Raw genomic sequence first — 18,136 nt, 5'->3', positions numbered from 1 at the left:
TGATCCCCTTCCCTCTTCCTTTGACGAAATGGCCGACCGCCGAAAGGCCGCCAACCACGCCTCCAGCATACGAAGCGGCAGGCAAACGGGCATCACCCAGAGCCGCCAAGACCCGGTTTTCTGTCACCCGAAACGGCCAAAATGAGCAGCGCAGCGCTTCGCGACGGGTATCATGTAGGGCAGGGCGCGGCATCCGCACGGGAAGCGGATCGCTCGGGGCGTGGAGGGGAGATCGAACATGGCTACGCGCGCAGCATGCTACGCAGGATATGCGTTTCTCCTGCTTGCCAATATCCTCAGCTACCATGCGACCACCGCGTTCGCCAGCGTGCCCTCATTCGACGACGGCACGTACATGCCGGTGCTCGGCGCGACGCACGCAGCAGCGTTCGTAGCCGTCGCCCTGCGGTACCGCAACGTCGCGCACGAGCCCCTTGGCTCAAAGGCGGCCGGTTTCGCCGCCGTAGCGCTGTGCATAGGATTCGCGCTGGTGCTGGGATCATGCAGCGTAGGCATGCAGCCCGGGTTCGTGGCGGGCACGGTGCTCATCGGCGTCGGCCAGGCGGTGCTCAGCTTGCTGTGGCTGTCGGCGCTGCCGATGTTTTCCTACCGCACCAGCTACCTGTTCCTGCTGGGCAGCCATGCGGCCGCCACCGCGCTGTGCGCGATCGTGCTGCAATGCCCGCAGGAATGGTACATCCCCATCACCCTGGCATCGCTGCTGGCGGCATGCGCCTGCGCCACCCGGCTGCGCGTCGCACGGCCCATCGAGCGCACCTTCTCCAGCCAGATAGCCGACGTCGCGCCGCTCGTGGGCAAAGGCGTGCTTGCCGTAGGATTGTTCGCCCTGCTCAGCGGGTTCGTCACCAGCCTATCGGGGCAACCCGACATCGATCCCGATCTCATGCAGTACCTCGTGCTGGGGATTTCCGCCTGCGTGCTGGTTATCATGTCGGTGCCCGCGCTGCTGTTTCGCCAGCCGTTCAAGCTGGAAAGCAGCTACCGCGTGGCCCTGCCGCTTTCCGCGCTGGGCCTGCTGGTGCTGCCAGGGCTGACGGAAGCCGTCCCTCCCGCTATTGCCGGCACGCTGGCCACCACGGGCTACATGATGTGCGGCATCGTGCTGGCCTGCACCATCGCCGAAGTGGGAAAGGCTGCGCGCATACCCGTCATGCCGCTATTCGCCGCAAGCGATACGGTTTCGCTGCTGTGCCTGCTGGCGGGAACGGAAGCGGGTGCGCTGACCCGCGTGTACCTTCCGGGGACGAACGCCGGGTTCGCCCTCATCGGGTTGGGAACGTTGTACCTGGTCATGCTGGGTGCTTCCTGGCTCCTTGGCCGCGAGCGCATCCCGCGCCGCAGCGATCCGCAGCCTTCACCGCCGCCCGAGCAAGACGCGCGACCATCCGGCGGCGCCGCCTCGGAACCCGCCGACGCAACCCGGCTTGCCTCCGCGCCGATCCAGATCGTCGCCGCGCCCGAACCCGATCTCGTCGCCGCCGCCTACGGGCTGAGCGATCTGGAGACTACCGTCTTCAAACAGCTTCTAGAGGGTCGCACCATCGCGCGCATCGCGCAGGATCTCTACCTCTCGCCGAGCGCCGTGAAATACCATACGCAGAAGATCTACCGAGCCTTCGACGTGCATACCCGTGCGGAACTGGCGGCCTTCATGCGCCAGCCTCGCTTGGCCGACGTCGCGCCCGCGCGCTCCACGGACGCGTTGTCGCCCGAAAGCCGCGCTTTTACACCCGAAACCGAGGCTTTCGGGCGACAATGCGCCGTCGGAGACGACCAGCCGGCATCAGCGCCCCTCGCGGTCACCCGCGCGAACCCGTGCGAGCGCTTAGCCCTCCAACACGGCCTGACCGACCGCGAGCGTCAAACGCTCGAGCTGCTGGCCCTCGGGGAAACGGTGGCCGCCATCGCGCGCGCTCTCGACGTCTCGGAGAACACCGTGAAGACGTATACGAAGCGCGTGTACCGGAAGCTCGACGTCCACTCCAAGCAGGACATCATCGACCTGTGCCGCGAGGGGTAGCCGACAGCGCACGATGCCGTCGTCAAGCCCTACCCCCCTTTCGGCGGGCTAAAACGAGAATCGCCCGACCGGCTTCAACCGATCGGGCGATTCGCTTCTTCTCGCAGAAAACGGAGCGAGCCATCGGCCCCGTTCACCTGTCTCATTCTGCCTCGTTCCCTACTGCTTCACCACCAGCACGTCGCAGCGGAGGTTGCGGATGAGGAACGTGGACACGCTGCCCACGAACACGTACTTGATGTTCGACAGCCCGCGCTCGCCGCACACCACGAGGTTCGGCTCGAACGGCTCGATCAGCTCGTGCTCCAGCGTGTCGGCGATGCGCCCCGCGTGCACAGACACTTCCACGGACGGAATGTCCGGGTTCTGGCGCGCCGCAGCCAGCACGTCGGCCAGGTCGGCTTCGATGCGCTTTTTGCCCTCGGCGCACAACGCTTCGAAATCGACGCCCGAAGCCTCGTAGGGAACCGAATCGATCACGTGGCCGAACATGAGCTTCGCGTGGTTGTCCGCCGCAAGCGTCACCGCGCGCTGCGCGACCGCTTCCTGCGTCGACGCGCCGTCGAGCGCGGCGAAGATACGAGCGTATTCCTGCGCCATGGTCGTTCCTTTCCCTCGATTGCATCTGGGGTCATTGTACCCCAAGCAGCACCTCCGCGCGCCGCCGAACGCTACGACGTAACCAGCAAGATGACGCCGACGCACAACAACAGCACGTACGTGAGTTTGAGGAACCTTTCCTGGCTGATCTTCTTCTGCAGCTTGCTGCCCAGAAACGTGGCCAGCACGGCCAACGGCACGCAGAACACGATGATCTGGACGACGTCGCCCGTGAAGTGCCCCTGCTGAAACGCGATGCCTGCGTAAATAAGGTTGAGCACGGTCCACACGGCGGACAGCGTGATGCGGAACTGCTGCTGATCGCGCAGCTTCTGCACCGCGTAGATGACCAGCAGCGCGCCGCCCGACACGAACATGCCTTGGATCAGGCCGGCCAGAGCGAGAATGATCCACAGCGCCCATTCCGGCATGAACTTCTGCTGGGGCACCGCCAGGTTCTTGATACCGATGATCACGATGATCACGCCGTAGATCTTCAACAGGATATGCAGGGGCACCAGGGTATCCAGCCAAATGCCCAGCACCATGAACACGATCATCGCGCCCAGGATCTTGCCAAGCTCGCGCCAATTCACGCTCTTGATGTTGAGTGCCGTCAGCAAGCCGCAGGCGAAAAAGCCCATCGCGTTGAGGATGGACACCGTAGATTCCAGGCCCAGCAGCGTCGTGCCCACCGGCATGGCGAAGATGTTCCCTGCGAATCCCGTGATGGCCTGGACCGTGTATGCGAAAAAGAACGCGGCCAGGAAAAGCGCTTTTTCCATATATGCTACAATCCTTATCTATGTGACCAGCCTACAAGTGTAGCACGGGGCGCACATCATAAGACGACGCACACGCCAGAGGACGGAATTGCATGGCGGGATTCACCATCACCATCGCAGGAGACTCGGCGCTCAACTTGGAATTCGCCCATGCGATATCCGCGGAGACGAGCGCCAAGATCCGCATGGCCGCAGACAACCTTACCGCAGATCCCATTCGGGGCATCACCGAGCTGGTGCCCACGTTCTGCTCGCTTATGGTGTATTACAACCCCCTGGTCATCACGTTCGACGAGCTGTCCACGAAGCTGCGCTCCAAGCTGCGCGACGTGGGCGAGGCCGACCTCAGCATCCGCAAAATCGTGCCCATCCCCGTGTGCTACGGGGGCGAGTTCGGCCCCGACCTAGCGAACGTGGCGCAACTGGCAGGCCTTTCCGAAGACGAAGTGATCGCCATCCACACCGAGCGCGACTACCTCATCGACATGCTGGGCTTCCTTCCCGGCTTCGCCTACCTGGGCGGCCTCGACGAGCGCCTGCACACGCCGCGCCTGGCCGTGCCGCGCACGCGCATCGAGCCGGGCAGCGTCGGAATAGGCGGCGCGCAGACGGGCATCTACCCGCTGGCCTCCCCCGGCGGCTGGCAGATCATCGGGCGCACGCCGCTCAAACCCTACGATCCCGATCGTGAGGAACCCATCCTGTACGCAGCGGGCGAGTACCTGCGCTTCGTGCCCATCACGCCCGACGAGTACACCGCCATCGAAGCGCAGCTGGCCGCGGGCACGTATTCGTACGGCATCTTCGTGGAAGGCGAGTAGCATGGGTCTGGTCGTCAAAAAACCCGGTGTGATCACCACCATCCAGGACGTGGGGCGCTTCGGCTATCAGGGCAGCGGCTTCTCCACGAACGGCGTGATGGATCATCGCGCGTTCGCCATCGCGAACCTCCTGGTGGAGAACGACCCCGGCGCACCCGTGCTGGAATTCGCGCTGGCGGGACCCACGGTGCGCTTCACCACGAACACCTGCTTCGCCATCACGGGCGGCGACTTCGCGCCGACGCTGGACGGCGAACCCGTGCCCATGTACGCGGCCGTCATGGTGCGGCGCGGCTCCATCCTGCGCTTCAAGGCGTCGCGCACCGGCTGCTACGGTTACTTGGCCATCGCGGGCAACAGCGTGCGCGTGCCCGAAGTGATGGGCAGTCGCTCGACGAACCTCAAGTGCGAGTTCGGCGGATGGAAGGGTCGCACGCTCATCGTCGGCGACTACCTGCCGTTTTCCACGAAGAGCGTGGACTTCCTGCCCAACCTAGGGTCGCACCGCATCGACGGCGACAACGAGTTCTACGGCTTCGACCGCGACGAAATCACCGTGCGCGTGGTGCCCGGGCCTCAGCAGGACATGTTCACCGACAAAGGCCTGGCTACGTTCTACGGGCAGGCGTACACCACCACCACGAAATGCGACCGCATGGGGTACCGCCTGGACGGACCGGAAATCGAGACGAAGCACGGGTCCGACATCATCTCCGACGGCGTGGCGTTCGGCGCCGTGCAGGTACCGTCGCACGGACGGCCCATCATCATGCTGGCCGACCGGCAAACTACCGGCGGTTACGCGAAAATCGGCACCATCGCCAGCGTGGACATCCCGAAGCTGGTGCAACGTCCGCCGGGCGGCAAGATCCGCTTCGAGTCCATCGGCGTGCAGGAGGCCCAAGCGCTGCTGCGCGAAGAGGCGCACCTGTTCGAAATGCTGGCGTTGAAAGTGAGGCGGCCCAGCGCCGACGGCATATCGCCCCGGCGCACGGCGCGGCGCCTGACCCCCATCCTGGAGGAACAGGCACGCAAGTCGCAGGCCGACATGTTGTGGATCGACCGAGCCGATCGCTCCCAGCGCGTCGGCAACCGCAACGCCCTGGGAACCGTCCCGCCAAAGAAACAACCGCCCGACGCAACCGACACCACCGAACGCGCAACGACGTAGACGAAGAAGAAGTAGGTAGGGGTTCGCCGAAGCCGGCCGTCACAGAACCCCGTCACAAACGTAGGAGAACCGCCATGGATACGAAAGCCATCGAAGAACTGATCGCCATCATGGACAAGGCCGAGCTCACGGCCTTGCGCGTGGATGACGGCGAAACGAAAATCGAATTGGAGCGCAACCACGGCCCGCTCTCGTCTACCGCGCTGCCGCTCATGGCCGATCGCGTGAGCGCGCTGCTGGCCGGCAAGACCGAAAGCCACGAAGCGGCCGCCGTCGAGGACGCCGACGAAAGCTCCATCCTCGTGCGCAGCCCCATGGTGGGCATGTTCTACATCTCGCCCAGCCCCGACGAAGATCCCTTCGTGAAGGTGGGCCAGGAAGTGCTGTCCGGCCAGACGCTGGCCATCGTCGAGGCCATGAAGATGATGAACGAGATCACCACGCCCGCCCCCGGCATCGTCGTGGAGGTGCTGGCAGCCAACGGCACGCAGGTCGAATACGACCAGCCGCTGTTCCGCGTGGCCACCGCCGCCGGCGAAACGCACTAGGGCGGCGCGCGCCATGTTCGACAAGATACTCATCGCCAACCGCGGCGAGATCGCCGTCCGCATCATCCGCGCCTGCCGCGCCATGGACATCAAGACGGTGGCCGTGTACTCCACGGCCGACAAGCATTCGCTGCACGTGTACCTGGCCGACGAGAGCGTGTGCATCGGCCCGCCCGCCGCGCGCGACTCGTACCTGAACATCGCCGCCATCCTGTCCGCCGCGAAGGGCACCGGCGCGCAGGCCATCCATCCCGGCTACGGCTTCCTGTCGGAGAACTCGACGTTCGCGAAGCTGTGCCGCGAGAACGACATCGTGTTCATCGGCCCCGCGCCCGAGGTCCTGGACCGCATGGGCAACAAGAGCCAGGCCCGCAAGACCATGATGGAGGCGGGCGTGCCCGTGGTTCCCGGCACGAAGGAGCCCGTGCACCATCCGGAGGAAGCGCTGGCGATGGCACGCGAGATCGGCTGGCCCATCATGATCAAGGCGTCGTCGGGCGGTGGCGGCAAGGGCATGCGCATCAGCCACGACGAGCACGACTTCTCCGAGCAGTTCTCCATCGCTCAGCGCGAGAGCGTGGGCGCGTTCGGCGACAACACCATGTACCTGGAGCGCTGCGTGCTGAGCCCGCGCCACGTGGAGGTGCAGATCATCGCCGATACGTACGGCACCGTGGTGGCCCTGGGCGAGCGCGATTGCTCGGTGCAGCGCAACCACCAGAAGATGATCGAGGAAAGCCCCTCGCCCGTGATGACGGAGCGCGTGCGCGACGAGATGCTGGAAGCCGCCGTGCGCGCGGCGCAGGCCGTGGGCTACACGTCGGCGGGCACCATCGAGTTTCTGCTGGACGATAAGCTGAACTACTACTTCATGGAGATGAACACGCGCATCCAGGTGGAACACCCCGTCACCGAGATGGTCACGGGCACCGACCTCGTGGAAGAGATGATCCGCGTGGCGGCGGGCGACCCGCTGACGTTCACGCAGGACGACATCACGTACCGCGGCCACGCCATCGAATGCCGCGTGAACGCCGAGCAGCCCGAGCGCGGGTTCCTGCCGTCGCCCGGCACCATCTCGCAGATGCACCTGCCCGGCGGCAACGGCGTGCGCGTGGACACGGCGGCGTACGACGGCTACGAGATCACGCCGTATTACGACTCCATGATCGCCAAGGTGATCGTGCATGGACGCGACCGCACCGAGGCTATCGCGAAGATGCGCACCGCGCTGGAGGAGATGGTGGTGGTGGGCGTGAAGACGAACCTGGACTTCCAGTACGCCATCATGGAGAACGAGACGTTCGCCGCCGGCCACGCCGACACCAGCTTCATCGAGCGCTTCATGAAGGGCGAAGTGTAGGGGTTTCTGGCGGATCCGCTCGGGGCATGCCCAGTCGCTCAGACAGTCCTGGCTCGCACAAACAGCCCACTGGGCTGTTTGGCTCGTGCGGAACTCGCTTGGTGGGCACGCCCCGAACGGATCCTTCGCACGTCTGATGTCGCCCTTCATGGACCGGCGAGGGGCTTGCGGGCGGCGAGGGCGGCGTCGGACGTAGGCTCGAAAAGCCCTTTTGTGCGGGGCGCGAGGTTCGCCGTTCTGAGAGAGGAAGGGATGGGCTACCTGGTTGCTATCCTGAGCAGAGGCCGAGCCCCGCAGGTTGTCATCCTGAGCGGAGCGCCGCCAGGCGCAGAGTCGAAGGATCCCGTGTGGCGCCAGCAAAAGGCGCCGCCGTCCTCAACCCCTCGAACCCGCGATCGGCCACCCGGTTCGGCAACGGAAAAGCATCGGCCACACCCCGCCTTGGCAGAGATCGCACGCTATGCACGATTTTTTCGGGTAACCAGTCCGTCATCTCGGAGAAATCGCTGGTCGGCTTCTGCGATTCGCGCGCAAAATCGTGCATAGCGTGCGATCTCTGCCAAGGCACGGAACACGTGACTCGGAAACAACATGGCGGTCATAAAGACGCTGCTCGAAAGCGATCATCAACGTGCCATAATTATGGCGACACCGAGGAAAGGGGTTCTCTTATGATGGATGCTCAAGTTCCCGTCAAGCCCGAGGGCGTGGCTGACGACGTCTGGGCGCAGATGCTTTCCGCTTCTCCGGTCGAGGCGCGGCATCTCATTCGCTCGGGGGAGTTCACGGCGCCGACGAGCGGGCTGTGTCCCGGGTATGCGCAGGCGAACCTCATCGTGCTGCCGAAGGAGCAGGCCTACGACTTCCTGCTGTTCGCGCAGCGCAACCCCAAGCCGTGCCCGCTGCTGGAAGTGACCGAGGTGGGCGCACGCGAGGCTGCCATCTGCGCAACCGACTGCGACATCGCCACCGACTTCCCGCGCTACCGCATCTACGAGCACGGCAAGCTGGTGGCCGAAGTGGAGAATGTCGAGGACTACTGGCGCGACGACCTCGTATCGTTCGTCATCGGCTGCTCGTTCTCGTTCGAGTCCGAGCTCATCGAGGCCGGCATCGAGATCCGCCACAACACCATGGGCTGCAACGTGCCCATGTACCTGACGGGCGTGCCGTGCACCCCGGCGGGCTCCATGAGCGGCAACATGGTGATGTCGATGCGCCCCATCCCCTACGACCAGGTGGTGAAGGCGGTGCAGATCTCCGGTGCCATCCCGAAGGTGCACGGCGCCCCTATCCACATCGGCGATCCGGATGCCATCGGCGTGCGCGACATCATGCATCCCGAGTTCGGCGACCCTGTGGAAATCCGCGACGGCGAAGTTCCCGTGTTCTGGGCCTGCGGTGTCACGCCCCAGTCCATCGTCATGAACAGCAAGCCGCCCTTCGCCATCACCCACGCTCCCGGCTGCATGCTCATCACCGACACCAAGAACATCAACCTGAAGGAATAGGCTCGTTCACCCCACGAACGAGTGTTTCACGTGAAACACTCGCACCCAACGCCCCGCGCTCTTCACCTGGCGCGGGGCGTTGCTTTACAATAGGTTGAAACCACGCAGGAAAGAAGGCTGCCTATGTACCGCATCGACTTGAACAGCGACCTGGGCGAGAGCTTCGGGCGCTACACGCTGGGGCTCGACGACCAGATCATCCCGCTTGTGTCCAGCGCGAACATCGCGTGCGGGCAGCATGCGGGCGATCCGGTGGTCATGCGCAAGACGGTGGGCATGGCGAAGGACGCCGGCATCGCCATCGGCGCGCATCCGGGCTATCCCGATCTGCAGGGCTTCGGGCGCCGCGACATGCACCTGTCGCCCGACGAGGCGTACTCCTACATGCTGTACCAGATCGGCGCGCTGCAGGCGTTCTGCTCGGCGCAGGGCGTGCAGCTCGCGCACGTGAAGCCGCACGGCCAGCTGTACAACCACGCCGCCATCGATTCCGAGTTGGCAGCTGCGCTGGCGCAGGCCGTCCGCGACGTGGACCCCAAGCTAGTGCTGGTGGGCCTGGCCAACAGCGCGCTTGTGGACGAAGGCCGCAAGCTGGGGCTGGTCACGGCCGAAGAGTTCTTCGCCGACCGCAACTACACCGACGAGGGCCGCCTGGTCAGCCGCAACGATCCTGCCGCGCTCATACGCGACGAAGAACACGCCATCGAGCGCGTCAAGAACGCCATCCGCGAAGGCGCCGTGCTGTCCGTCACGGGCAAGCTGGTGGACCTCCACCCCGACACGCTGTGCGTGCACGGAGATTCCCCCAGCGCGCTGGCCTTCGTCAGCCGCATCCGCCAGGAGCTGGAACAAGACGACATCGCCATCAAAGCAGTGGGAGCTGAATAAGCCCTGCTCCTACCGCTGGACGAAACATGGCAAGTTCGCATCGCCATGGCTATCCTCACATGAAAATAAAGCAACGATGCGTTCGTTTGACCTGGTCGTTCGGATATCGAGGCAAAGATGAACGCTTCGCGACCCCTCTCGACATGCACATTTCGACGCGGACTTGCCACGTTTCGCCTTGGCGACCGCACCCCGCCGCCAAACAGCGGAATCCGAGCTCGATTGCGCAAAACGGCCCCGCGCAAGAGAGGGAAGGGTTGCGCGGGGCCGGGCGAATGAGGGGCCGCGCCGTGCGGCGAACGGCCCCGGGATAGTCGATTGCGGCGGCATCGCGCCGCCTGGCGCTACTTGGCGGCCAGCGCCTTGCCGATCATGCGGGCGAACGTCACCGAACGGCCGCAGCAGTTGCCCGTGGACATGTTCGGGTACGTGTGCGCATAGTACGAGCCCGAGTCGACGCCGGTCACGTACAGGCCCTCGATGGCCTCGCCCTCCTCGTTCACGGCCTGGAAGTTCTCGTTGATGGTGATGCCGTCGAGCGTGCACAGCATGTAGCCCGAGGTGCGCACGCCGTAGAACGGCGCCTTGCGCACGGGCGACAGGCGGAAGGCCTCTTTGCCGAAGTCAGGATCAACCTGGTTGTCGTAGTTCTCGTTCTGGCGATCGACCGTCTTCTTGAGGTTCTCGACCGGAAGCCCCAAGCCCTTGGCCAGCTCCTCGATGGTGTCGGCCTTCACGATGTAGCCGTCGGCCAGCAGCCCCTCGTTGATGCCCTTCACCGTCTCGAGCGTCATGTTCGTGGGCGCGCCGTTCTCGAACGGGTACACGCGCGCGCAGCCGTGGATGTCGAACTGCTCGAGGTAGGTCTCGTAATCCGAATCCCAGATGTCCACCACGGTGTGGTTCGGCTGCGTGAGCGCCGCGTTCAGGATGTAGTCGTACGGGCCGGACTCGTTGGCGAAGCGCTCGCCGTTGAGGTTCACCTTGAGCCACGGGTTCGAGCCCATCCAGAACAGCGACCCCGTGGTCTGCGCGCCGCCGAACTCGTCGGGCTTCACGGCAACGCGGTCGAACACCATGGCCGTGTGCACCTCGTCCATGCGCGCACCCGCCCACAGGCACGACTTGATGCCGTCGCCCGTGGTGCCGTCGATGGCGATGGACAGCGAGTACTTGTTCAGCGTCTGCGGCTGCAGTGCCTTCAACATGTCCTCGTTGCGCGCGTAACCGCCCGTGCACACCACAGTGCCCTTGCTGGCGTTGATCTTGATGTAGCCGTCGGAGCCCTTGGCGATGGCACCGGTCACCTTGCCGTTCTCATGCACGAGCTTCACAAGCGGCGTGGTGAAACGGAAGTCCACGCCCACCTTCTTGGCGTAATCGCCCAGGACGATCTTGCCGTTCGTCACATCCTTGAGGCCCGCGAACTCGGCATCGGCCGGCCAGCTGGGAATATGACCAGTGGCCCAGTGCTTGTAGATGGACGGTTTGGCATCGTTCGCCGCCTCGAAGAACAGCTGGAACCCGGCTTCCTCCAGGCGATCCTGATACCAATCGATGGCCTCGCCCGAATTCTGCGCCCAGATGTGGTACAGGCGCGGGTTGCAGTAGCCGTCGGCGTAGCGCATGAGGTCGTTGCATATCTCGTTCTCGTCGATCTCGCAGCCGGCCTCCTTCTGCAGGCGGCTGTTGAGCGAGCCCAGGTTGTCGCGGACGCCGCCGCCGATGGCGGCCTTCTCGAGGCAGACGACCTTCGCGCCCTCCTCAGCGGCCGAGCAAGCGGCGAACAGGCCGGACGTGCCGGCGCCGCACACGAGGATCTCGGTGTCGATGGTTTCGACGATCTTGTCCTCGGGAATCTCCGGCTCTGCGCCCAGCCAGTCGTTCACGGCCGCGGCGGCCTCCTCGTCCTTCGTCGGCGCGGCGCTCGGCGCGCATCCCGCCAGCCCGGCCCCGGCCAGCGCGGCGGCCGTGGCTCCCAAACCCAGAAACGCGCGACGGCTCAATCCCTTGGTTGCTTTCGTCATGACTCTCCCCTTCCTTGTTGCGAATATCGTCGAAGCGTTGGAACGCCTCGTTGGTACGCTTTCAACTCTACGGGTCGTCCGGCGGAAAAGCGTCACGCGAGCCGAGTGAAGCGCCTCATACGGGTCGGGTGATTTTGCCTTCCGACCCCTTATGCGCCGTGCGCTCCTGATAGAATAGCCTCCGGAAACACCGCACGATGCAGATCCGGGGAGGGGTGCAAGCATGGTTGCCGCGTTCCCACATATCGCGTCCGCGAGCGCGAGCACGACCGCTCCGGCGCATCCCCTGCGCTTCCTCGCGTGCACCCTTGCGCTCGCCGGCTCGTTCGTCGGCTACTGGCTGCTCAACTACAGCGCCTTCCCCCTGTTCGATCCCGTGTACTTCTGGACGCGCGAAGCCAGCGCCGTCGTGGGCGGCATCACGCTCACCGCGCTCGCCTTCGCGTCGTACTGGCATCCCGGCCTGTTCACCAGCAGAAGGTTCTTCGCGGCAGCCGTGTCCACGATGATCGCCGGATCGCTAGTGATGACGGCGGGCATCTTCGCCTCGCTGCCCGCCGTGCTGGTGTGCGGCGCGGCGCTGGTTACCGTGGGTACCGGGCTGGCGAACATCATCGTGGGCATCGGGTGCATCGGTTTGGACATGCGCCGCCTCGGCATCAGCGTCACGGCGGCGTACGTGCTGGCCTACGCCCTGCGCGGCGTGTTCGCCTTGCTGCCGTGGGAAGCGAACCTGGTGCTGTTCTGCTTCATCCCCTTGTTGACGGTGACGCTGGTCGCGCCGTACGCGCGCCCTTTGCTCGACCAGGTGTACGCCGAAGGCTCGCCTGCGCAGGCCGCGGTCACGGCGCCGTCGTCGTTCTTGCCGTTCGGCCACCAGCTGTTCGTCACGCTGCTGCTGTTCCGCTTCATCTACGGCTACACGCTCACGTTCGGCGAGGTGGGCCGCGTGCCGCTGCTGGCGCTCGGCGCGTTGGCGCCGCTCGTGCTGGTGCTGGGATACGTGATGCTCAGCCGCAAGGATTTCTCGCCCGACGCGTTCTTCCAGCTGTCCATCCTGTGCTCGGTGGCCGGGTTCCTCGTGCTGTCCATCGCCACGGTGAACGGCACGCTGATCAGCACGCTCTTGTCGTGCGGCACGGGGTTCTTCGAGATTCTCATGTACTTCGTGCTCATCGCGCTGGGGGCGAAGAACACGGTGAGCGCGCTGCCGATGCTGGCCTGGGGCAATGCCATGGCGTCATGGGGCACGCTGCTGGGCGCCAACTTCGGACGGTTCACGAACGAGATGGCGGCCGACGCCACCACGACGTCCATCATCTCGGCCTGCATCGTGTTCGGCATCGTGGCATACGTGGTGCTCGTGCAGAAATCGTTCAGCTTCTCGCACACCATCCAGGGCATCAAGCCGCTCACGCCGCTCGTGTCGTCAAGCGCGGGCGACGGCCCGCTGTCCCCCGTCGCCGACCGGTGCGCGGCCATCGGCACGGCCGCCGGGCTCACCGATCGCGAGCAGGAGATTTTCGAGTACCTGGCGCGCGGACGCAACGTCCGCTTCATCCAGGACGAGCTGACCGTGTCGTACAACACGGTGAAAACCCACGTCAGCCACATCTACGCGAAGCTCGACGTGCACTCGCACCAGGAGCTGATCGACCTGGTAGAGCGTCAGGCTTAGCGCCCGGAAGCATGCGAGCGCCCGTATTCGGGCGAATACGGGCGCTATGACGGGCCGGCTAGCGCACGGCTATTCGGCGTCGGCCTCGAGCGCCTCGACGGCCTCGTCGATGCAGCGCAGCGCGTTGAGGCTGCGCGGGTAGCCGATGTAGGGCACGCACTGGGACACCACCTTGATGAGGAACGCGCGGTCGTTGCCCACGCGCATGTTCGCCTGCGCGTGGCTGACCAGCTGCGGCTCGCACCCGCCCTGAGCGGCCAGGAAGCACAGCGTGATCATCTCGCGCTGCGCGTCGTCGAGGCCCGTGCGCGTGTAGTAGTCGCCGAAGCAGTTCTCGGCCAGCCAGCGGTTGATGTGGCGCGTTTCCTCGGGACCCGACTGGTAGAAGTCGGCCATGTGCGGCCCGAAGAGGTCCACCTGCTTCTGCGCGCCGGCTTCGAGGCGCGTGTCCTCGGTCGTGGTGGCCTGCCCCTCCAGCGGCAGCGACACGAGGCGATGCTCCAGCAGCTCGTTCACCGCGTACAGAAACGGCAGCATGCGCCCCATCCCCACGTACGGCGTGGCCTGGTAGACGATCTCCTTGATCTCAACCGGCGTGAGGCCCACGTTGAACGCGCCTTTCGCCATGGCCTTGAACAGGTCGATTGCCTGCGCGCCGACGAGCGATGCCAAAATGGCCATCATGCGCGTGCGGTCGTCCAGGTCGTCGCTGGCGGGCACTTCGCCGAAGGCGAAGCGATCGAGGCGCTCGACGAACTCGGGATCGGTGCTCGCGAGCGGCGAATCGAACCCGGGGAAGAGACGCTTGCGGTAGGCCTGCGCTTGCTCGTTGATCGTAGTCATGCTTGCTCCTTCTCACCTGCTTGTTGTATTGAGGTCATAGTACCTCTTCGAGTTGGCTCCAAGTCAACTGTTACCAATAAAGAAACATATTACCGAAAGCAACCGCGCCGAATAGCGCGCGGCGGCCCCTCCCCGCGCCCGCACCTCCCCCACCGCGATGCGGGCGGCGCGCTCGCGCGGGAAGCGAAACTCGCCCGTCGAGATGCAGCAGAACGCAAGGGACGCGACGCCCGCAGCGGCCGCGGCGTCGAGGCTCGCGCGGTAGCACGACGCCAGCTGCTCCTCCTGCGCGGCGGTCGGCTCTCCGGTGGGAACCTGCGGCCCCACCGTGTGCACCACGAAGCGCGACGGCAGGTTGAACGCGGACGTCACCTGTGCGCGCCCCACCGGCTCGTCGTGCCCCTGCGCGCGCATGAGCTCGTCGCACACCAGGCGCAGCTGCATCCCGGCGAACGTGTGGATGGCGTTGTCGATGCAGTGGTGCCCGGGAATGAAACAGCCCAGCAGCTTGCTGTTCGCGGCGTTCACGATGGCGTCCACCGCGAGCGTGGTGATGTCGCCGCGCCACAGCGCCAGCCGCCCGTCGACGCCGCCGTCGCCCACCGGCGCCAGCGCGCTCGCGTCCGTCACGCCCGCCCGCGCGATCAGCGCGCGCAGCACGGCATCCTGCTCTTCCAACACCGCGACAGGCACCGGACGCGGAAGCCGCATGTTCATGAGCGAGCGCGCGAGCGCCCAGCGCTCGGCAGGGTCGTCCGGCACCGCCAGCCCGGCAAGCTCCACCCGCTCCTCGACCAGGAACGACACCAGCCGCCCCACCGCCTCGTGCATCGCCGCCTCGTCCACATTCAACCTCCCTCGAAACACGTGCGCCCGCCGAAACCGGCGGGCGCACGAACGCTCATAACCTCATCGGCACCGTCGTCGCGCCTACGCGCCTACCAGCGCCTGCAGCGACGAGATGAAGCTGGACATGTTGCGCCAGCACATGAACAGCGTGATCACGATGATCACCACGCCCGCGCAGTTCGCGAACGCGTGGTTCCTCCACTTGCCCAGGTCCTTGCCGTTCGCGCAGTACAGCACGAAGAACGCCATGATGGGCAGCAGGATGGCGTTCGCCGCCTGCGCCACCAGGATGAGCTCGGTCGGGCTCTTGCCCAGCACGACGGCCATCACGCAGCCGGCCACCAGCACGATGATCCAGATGATCTTGAAGCGCAGGTCCTTGACCGTCTTCTTCCAGCCCAGCACGCCGTTCACCGCGTACGCGGCCGAGAACGACGCCGTGATGGCGCTCGAGAAGCCGGCAGCCAGCAGGCCCAGGCCGATCAGCCACGTTGCCCACGAGCCCAGCAGCGGCTGCAGCGCCAGCGCCATGTCCTTGCCGTTCGTCACCACGTTCTCGGTGCCGTAGATGTTCGCGGCGGCGCACACGAGGATGGCCATGGAGATGATGCCGCCCAGGCCGATGCTCAGGATGGTGTCGAAGCGGGCGTCGGACACCTGCTCGGGGTCCTTGAAGCGCTCGGACGCACCGGAGGCATGCAGGAACAGGTTGTACGGCACGATGGTGGTGCCGATGAGGCCCACCGCGGTCAGGATGCCCTTCGATCCCTCTTCGGGCAGCGCCGGCACGAACAGGCCGTGCGCGATGGCGCCCCAGTCGGGGCTCGACGCGAACGCCGTGACGAGGAACACCACGCCCATGAACACGACGATGCCGGTGAGGATGACCTCGACCACCTTGTACGAGCCAATCCACATGGCGGCGAACGCCAGCAGTCCCAGCACCACGACGATGGGGATCATCGGGATGTCGGGCGTGACGGCCTGGATGCCCAGGATGCCGCCCGTGATGTTGCCCGTCTCATACGCGATGTTGCCCACGAAGATGGCGATGATAACAATCACGATTGCAATCCACATAAGCGTCTTGTTAGGAATACGATCGCGGATGTTTTCACCCAGACCCTTGCCCGAAACGATACCCACGCGCGACGCCATCTCCTGGAAGATGATGGTGGCCACCGTGGCGAACAGCAGCGCCCACAGCATGGTATAGCCGTAGCTCGCACCCGAAACCGTACAGGTGGTGACGGTGCCGGGGCCGATGAAGCCCGCAGCGACCAGCGCGCCCGGTCCGATGTTCTTGAACTTCTGAGCGATAGAACTGCTCATACCCACTCCTTTCCCAACTCTCAGTCAGCGGACGCGAACGCGCCCGCATTTCCCCATTACGATGCCTGTACTTTAGCAGAATAAAGGTCCCGCGTATACGCTGGGCTTATAGAGCGGCCAAGGCTTTCGGCGGTCGCAGCGCGCGCGGGCCTACTCGGCCGAGTCGTGCGGCACGACGCATTCCGACCGCTCGATGAGGTCGATCACCTCGTCGCGCGAATGCACGTCGAGCTTCTGGTAAATGGACTTGATGTGGTACTTCACCGTGTTCTCCGACACGACCAGCTTCTCGGAAATCGCGCGCGCCGTGCGCCCCTGCCCCAAGTGCACGAGGATCTCCGACTCGCGCGGCGTGAAGCCGTAGGTCTCGGCCACGTGCGCGCACCGCGCCTCGAGCGCATCGCCCTGCTGCTCGGCCGTGGGCGCGCCGCCCTCGGGCACGACGTCGACGCCGCGCAGGTTCTTGTCCTTGAACAGGAACATCGACACCATCGCCAGCAGGTAGATGGCCACGAGCGCCACCGCCGTCAGCGTGATGTCGCCCTGCCCCAGCGTGTGCGCGTTAAGCATGCCCACCAGCGTTCCCGCCATCTGCGCCGCGTTCGTGCAGATGAGCGAGCACGAGAACAGCAGCGCCGCCGGCAGCTTCGTGTCGTGCACGGTATGCGCCACCATGCACCACAGGATGATGCCCGCCACCAGCGTTCCCAGCTGGGCGCACGCGTTCGCCAGACCGCCCACGCCGTTCCAGATGAGCGGCAGCAGCAGAAAGCCCGCCGCCGACAGCGGCAGCGCCATGCGGTACACCGATCCCAAGCTGGGCTGGCTTTTCACCAGCAGCGCCGGCAGCAGCAGCGCCACGATGACGATGGCCTGCGTGATGAGGGACGTGGACTGGAACGTCCCCAGCGGAATGGCCTCCGACAGCGACAGCTGCAGCATGAGGCCGCTCATGAACGAGAGGATGGCGGTGCCCAGCACGGGGCGCCACAGCGCGGACAGCGCGCCCTTGAACACCGGTGCCGAGTACTCTTCGGCGATGGGCTCGCGCGCGGCGAGGCACTGGCGGCAGAACACCACGGACGCGAAGAACAGCACCGCGCCCACCGGCAGCATGAGCGCCGAGGGCAGCAGCGTCACCACGAGGTACACCACCAGGCTGAGCCCGCTGCTCATCAGCACGAACAGGTACACGCGCCGCAGGTCGAACGTGCCCGAGAAGCGCGCCCACAGCAGGTTGATCAGCGCGTCGCCCGCGCCGAAGCACAGGCCGCCCGCCACCAGCCACGGCACGAGCTCGTCCAACGGCACGAACCCCGCGAACTGGAACGCCATGCGCGTGACGATGAAGCCCGTGGCCGCAACGCCCGCGCACACGAGAATCACCGCGGGCGGAAACCCGCGGCCCGCGCGCCGCGCCAGCGCGATCATCGCCGCGTACACCACCATGCGCGCCGCGATCACCGCCACGAGGAACAGCGACTGCACGAGGGCGCCCGACTCGCCCAGCGAGGTGAGCACCGTCGGCGACTCGAACGACATGTAGCCGAACGTCAGATACAGCGCATACCCGCTCATGAACACGACATCGCGCGCCCGCATGCCCGCAACCAAATCCTTCAAACAGCTCATCGGCCCCTACCCTCCGTCTGTTTCCCTGCCAGTATATCCCATCCCCA

At 65.3% G+C, this 18,136-nt stretch carries 15 protein-coding genes; 8 read left to right on the top strand and 7 right to left on the bottom strand.

Annotation, left to right across the window (positions count from 1 at the left end):
• The first annotated feature begins 238 nt into the window (after positions 1-238).
• Positions 239-2,041: a helix-turn-helix transcriptional regulator gene (locus tag ELEN_RS00950; RefSeq protein ID WP_015759862.1), complete on the top strand. Its 1,803-nt coding sequence runs from the start codon at positions 239-241 to the stop codon at positions 2,039-2,041.
• A gap of 159 nt (positions 2,042-2,200) precedes the next feature.
• On the opposite strand, the gene ELEN_RS00945 is transcribed toward ELEN_RS00950, so the two are convergent.
• Entirely contained in the window at positions 2,201-2,641 is a 441-nt protein-coding gene (locus ELEN_RS00945) for a universal stress protein (RefSeq protein ID WP_009305757.1), read from the bottom strand.
• A 71-nt stretch (positions 2,642-2,712) separates the two neighbouring features.
• On the bottom strand, positions 2,713-3,426 hold the full coding sequence (locus ELEN_RS00940) for a sulfite exporter TauE/SafE family protein (RefSeq protein WP_015759861.1): 714 nt from the start codon (positions 3,424-3,426) through the stop codon (positions 2,713-2,715).
• 92 nt (positions 3,427-3,518) lie between these two features.
• Here ELEN_RS00940 and pxpB point away from each other — a divergent pair, with 92 nt between their 5' ends.
• From pxpB to ELEN_RS00910, 6 genes are all read left to right on the top strand, one after another.
• Positions 3,519-4,247 carry a 5-oxoprolinase subunit PxpB gene (gene pxpB, locus ELEN_RS00935; RefSeq protein WP_009305753.1) on the top strand — a complete coding sequence of 243 codons (729 nt, stop codon included), beginning with the start codon at positions 3,519-3,521 and terminating at the stop codon, positions 4,245-4,247.
• A gap of 1 nt (position 4,248) precedes the next feature.
• On the top strand, positions 4,249-5,418 hold the full coding sequence (locus tag ELEN_RS00930; RefSeq protein ID WP_009305751.1) for a 5-oxoprolinase subunit C family protein: 1,170 nt from the start codon (positions 4,249-4,251) through the stop codon (positions 5,416-5,418).
• A 74-nt stretch (positions 5,419-5,492) separates the two neighbouring features.
• Positions 5,493-5,966, top strand: coding sequence for an acetyl-CoA carboxylase biotin carboxyl carrier protein (gene accB, locus ELEN_RS00925; protein WP_009608973.1), 474 nt, complete (start codon positions 5,493-5,495; stop codon positions 5,964-5,966).
• Positions 5,967-5,979: 13 nt separating this feature from the next.
• Positions 5,980-7,329: an acetyl-CoA carboxylase biotin carboxylase subunit gene (gene accC / locus ELEN_RS00920; protein WP_009305746.1), complete on the top strand. Its 1,350-nt coding sequence runs from the start codon at positions 5,980-5,982 to the stop codon at positions 7,327-7,329.
• A gap of 671 nt (positions 7,330-8,000) precedes the next feature.
• Positions 8,001-8,840, top strand: coding sequence for a putative hydro-lyase (locus ELEN_RS00915; RefSeq protein WP_015759860.1), 840 nt, complete (start codon positions 8,001-8,003; stop codon positions 8,838-8,840).
• A gap of 123 nt (positions 8,841-8,963) precedes the next feature.
• On the top strand, positions 8,964-9,728 hold the full coding sequence (locus tag ELEN_RS00910; RefSeq protein ID WP_009608977.1) for a LamB/YcsF family protein: 765 nt from the start codon (positions 8,964-8,966) through the stop codon (positions 9,726-9,728).
• A gap of 344 nt (positions 9,729-10,072) precedes the next feature.
• On the opposite strand, the gene ELEN_RS00905 is transcribed toward ELEN_RS00910, so the two are convergent.
• Positions 10,073-11,755, bottom strand: a complete 1,683-nt coding sequence (locus ELEN_RS00905) for an FAD-dependent oxidoreductase (RefSeq protein WP_015759859.1) — start codon at positions 11,753-11,755, stop codon at positions 10,073-10,075.
• Positions 11,756-11,978: 223 nt separating this feature from the next.
• Between ELEN_RS00905 and ELEN_RS00900 the strand changes: the two genes are divergently transcribed.
• Positions 11,979-13,433 (top strand): response regulator transcription factor, encoded by a 1,455-nt coding sequence (locus ELEN_RS00900; RefSeq protein WP_015759858.1) that lies wholly within the window; start codon positions 11,979-11,981, stop codon positions 13,431-13,433.
• 69 nt (positions 13,434-13,502) lie between these two features.
• Here the strand turns inward: ELEN_RS00900 and ELEN_RS00895 are convergent, their stop codons facing one another.
• The 4 genes from ELEN_RS00895 to ELEN_RS00880 all read right to left on the bottom strand — a co-directional run bounded on the left by ELEN_RS00895 (position 13,503) and on the right by ELEN_RS00880 (position 18,089).
• Entirely contained in the window at positions 13,503-14,276 is a 774-nt protein-coding gene (locus ELEN_RS00895) for a carboxymuconolactone decarboxylase family protein (protein ID WP_015759857.1), read from the bottom strand.
• Between the two features lie 63 nt (positions 14,277-14,339).
• Positions 14,340-15,122, bottom strand: a complete 783-nt coding sequence (locus ELEN_RS00890) for a protein-ADP-ribose hydrolase (RefSeq protein WP_233789526.1) — start codon at positions 15,120-15,122, stop codon at positions 14,340-14,342.
• An 84-nt stretch (positions 15,123-15,206) separates the two neighbouring features.
• Positions 15,207-16,457 (bottom strand): Nramp family divalent metal transporter, encoded by a 1,251-nt coding sequence (locus tag ELEN_RS00885; RefSeq protein ID WP_015759855.1) that lies wholly within the window; start codon positions 16,455-16,457, stop codon positions 15,207-15,209.
• Between the two features lie 150 nt (positions 16,458-16,607).
• Complete coding sequence (locus ELEN_RS00880; RefSeq protein WP_015759854.1) at positions 16,608-18,089, bottom strand: response regulator transcription factor; 1,482 nt, start codon at positions 18,087-18,089, stop codon at positions 16,608-16,610.
• Between the last annotated feature and the right edge of the window lie 47 nt (positions 18,090-18,136).

The organism is Eggerthella lenta DSM 2243, assembly GCF_000024265.1.
Taxonomy (GTDB): Bacteria; Actinomycetota; Coriobacteriia; order Coriobacteriales; family Eggerthellaceae; genus Eggerthella; species Eggerthella lenta.
The sequence above is the reverse complement of the archived record's forward strand: the minus strand, read 5'-3'. Positions and strand labels throughout refer to the sequence as shown.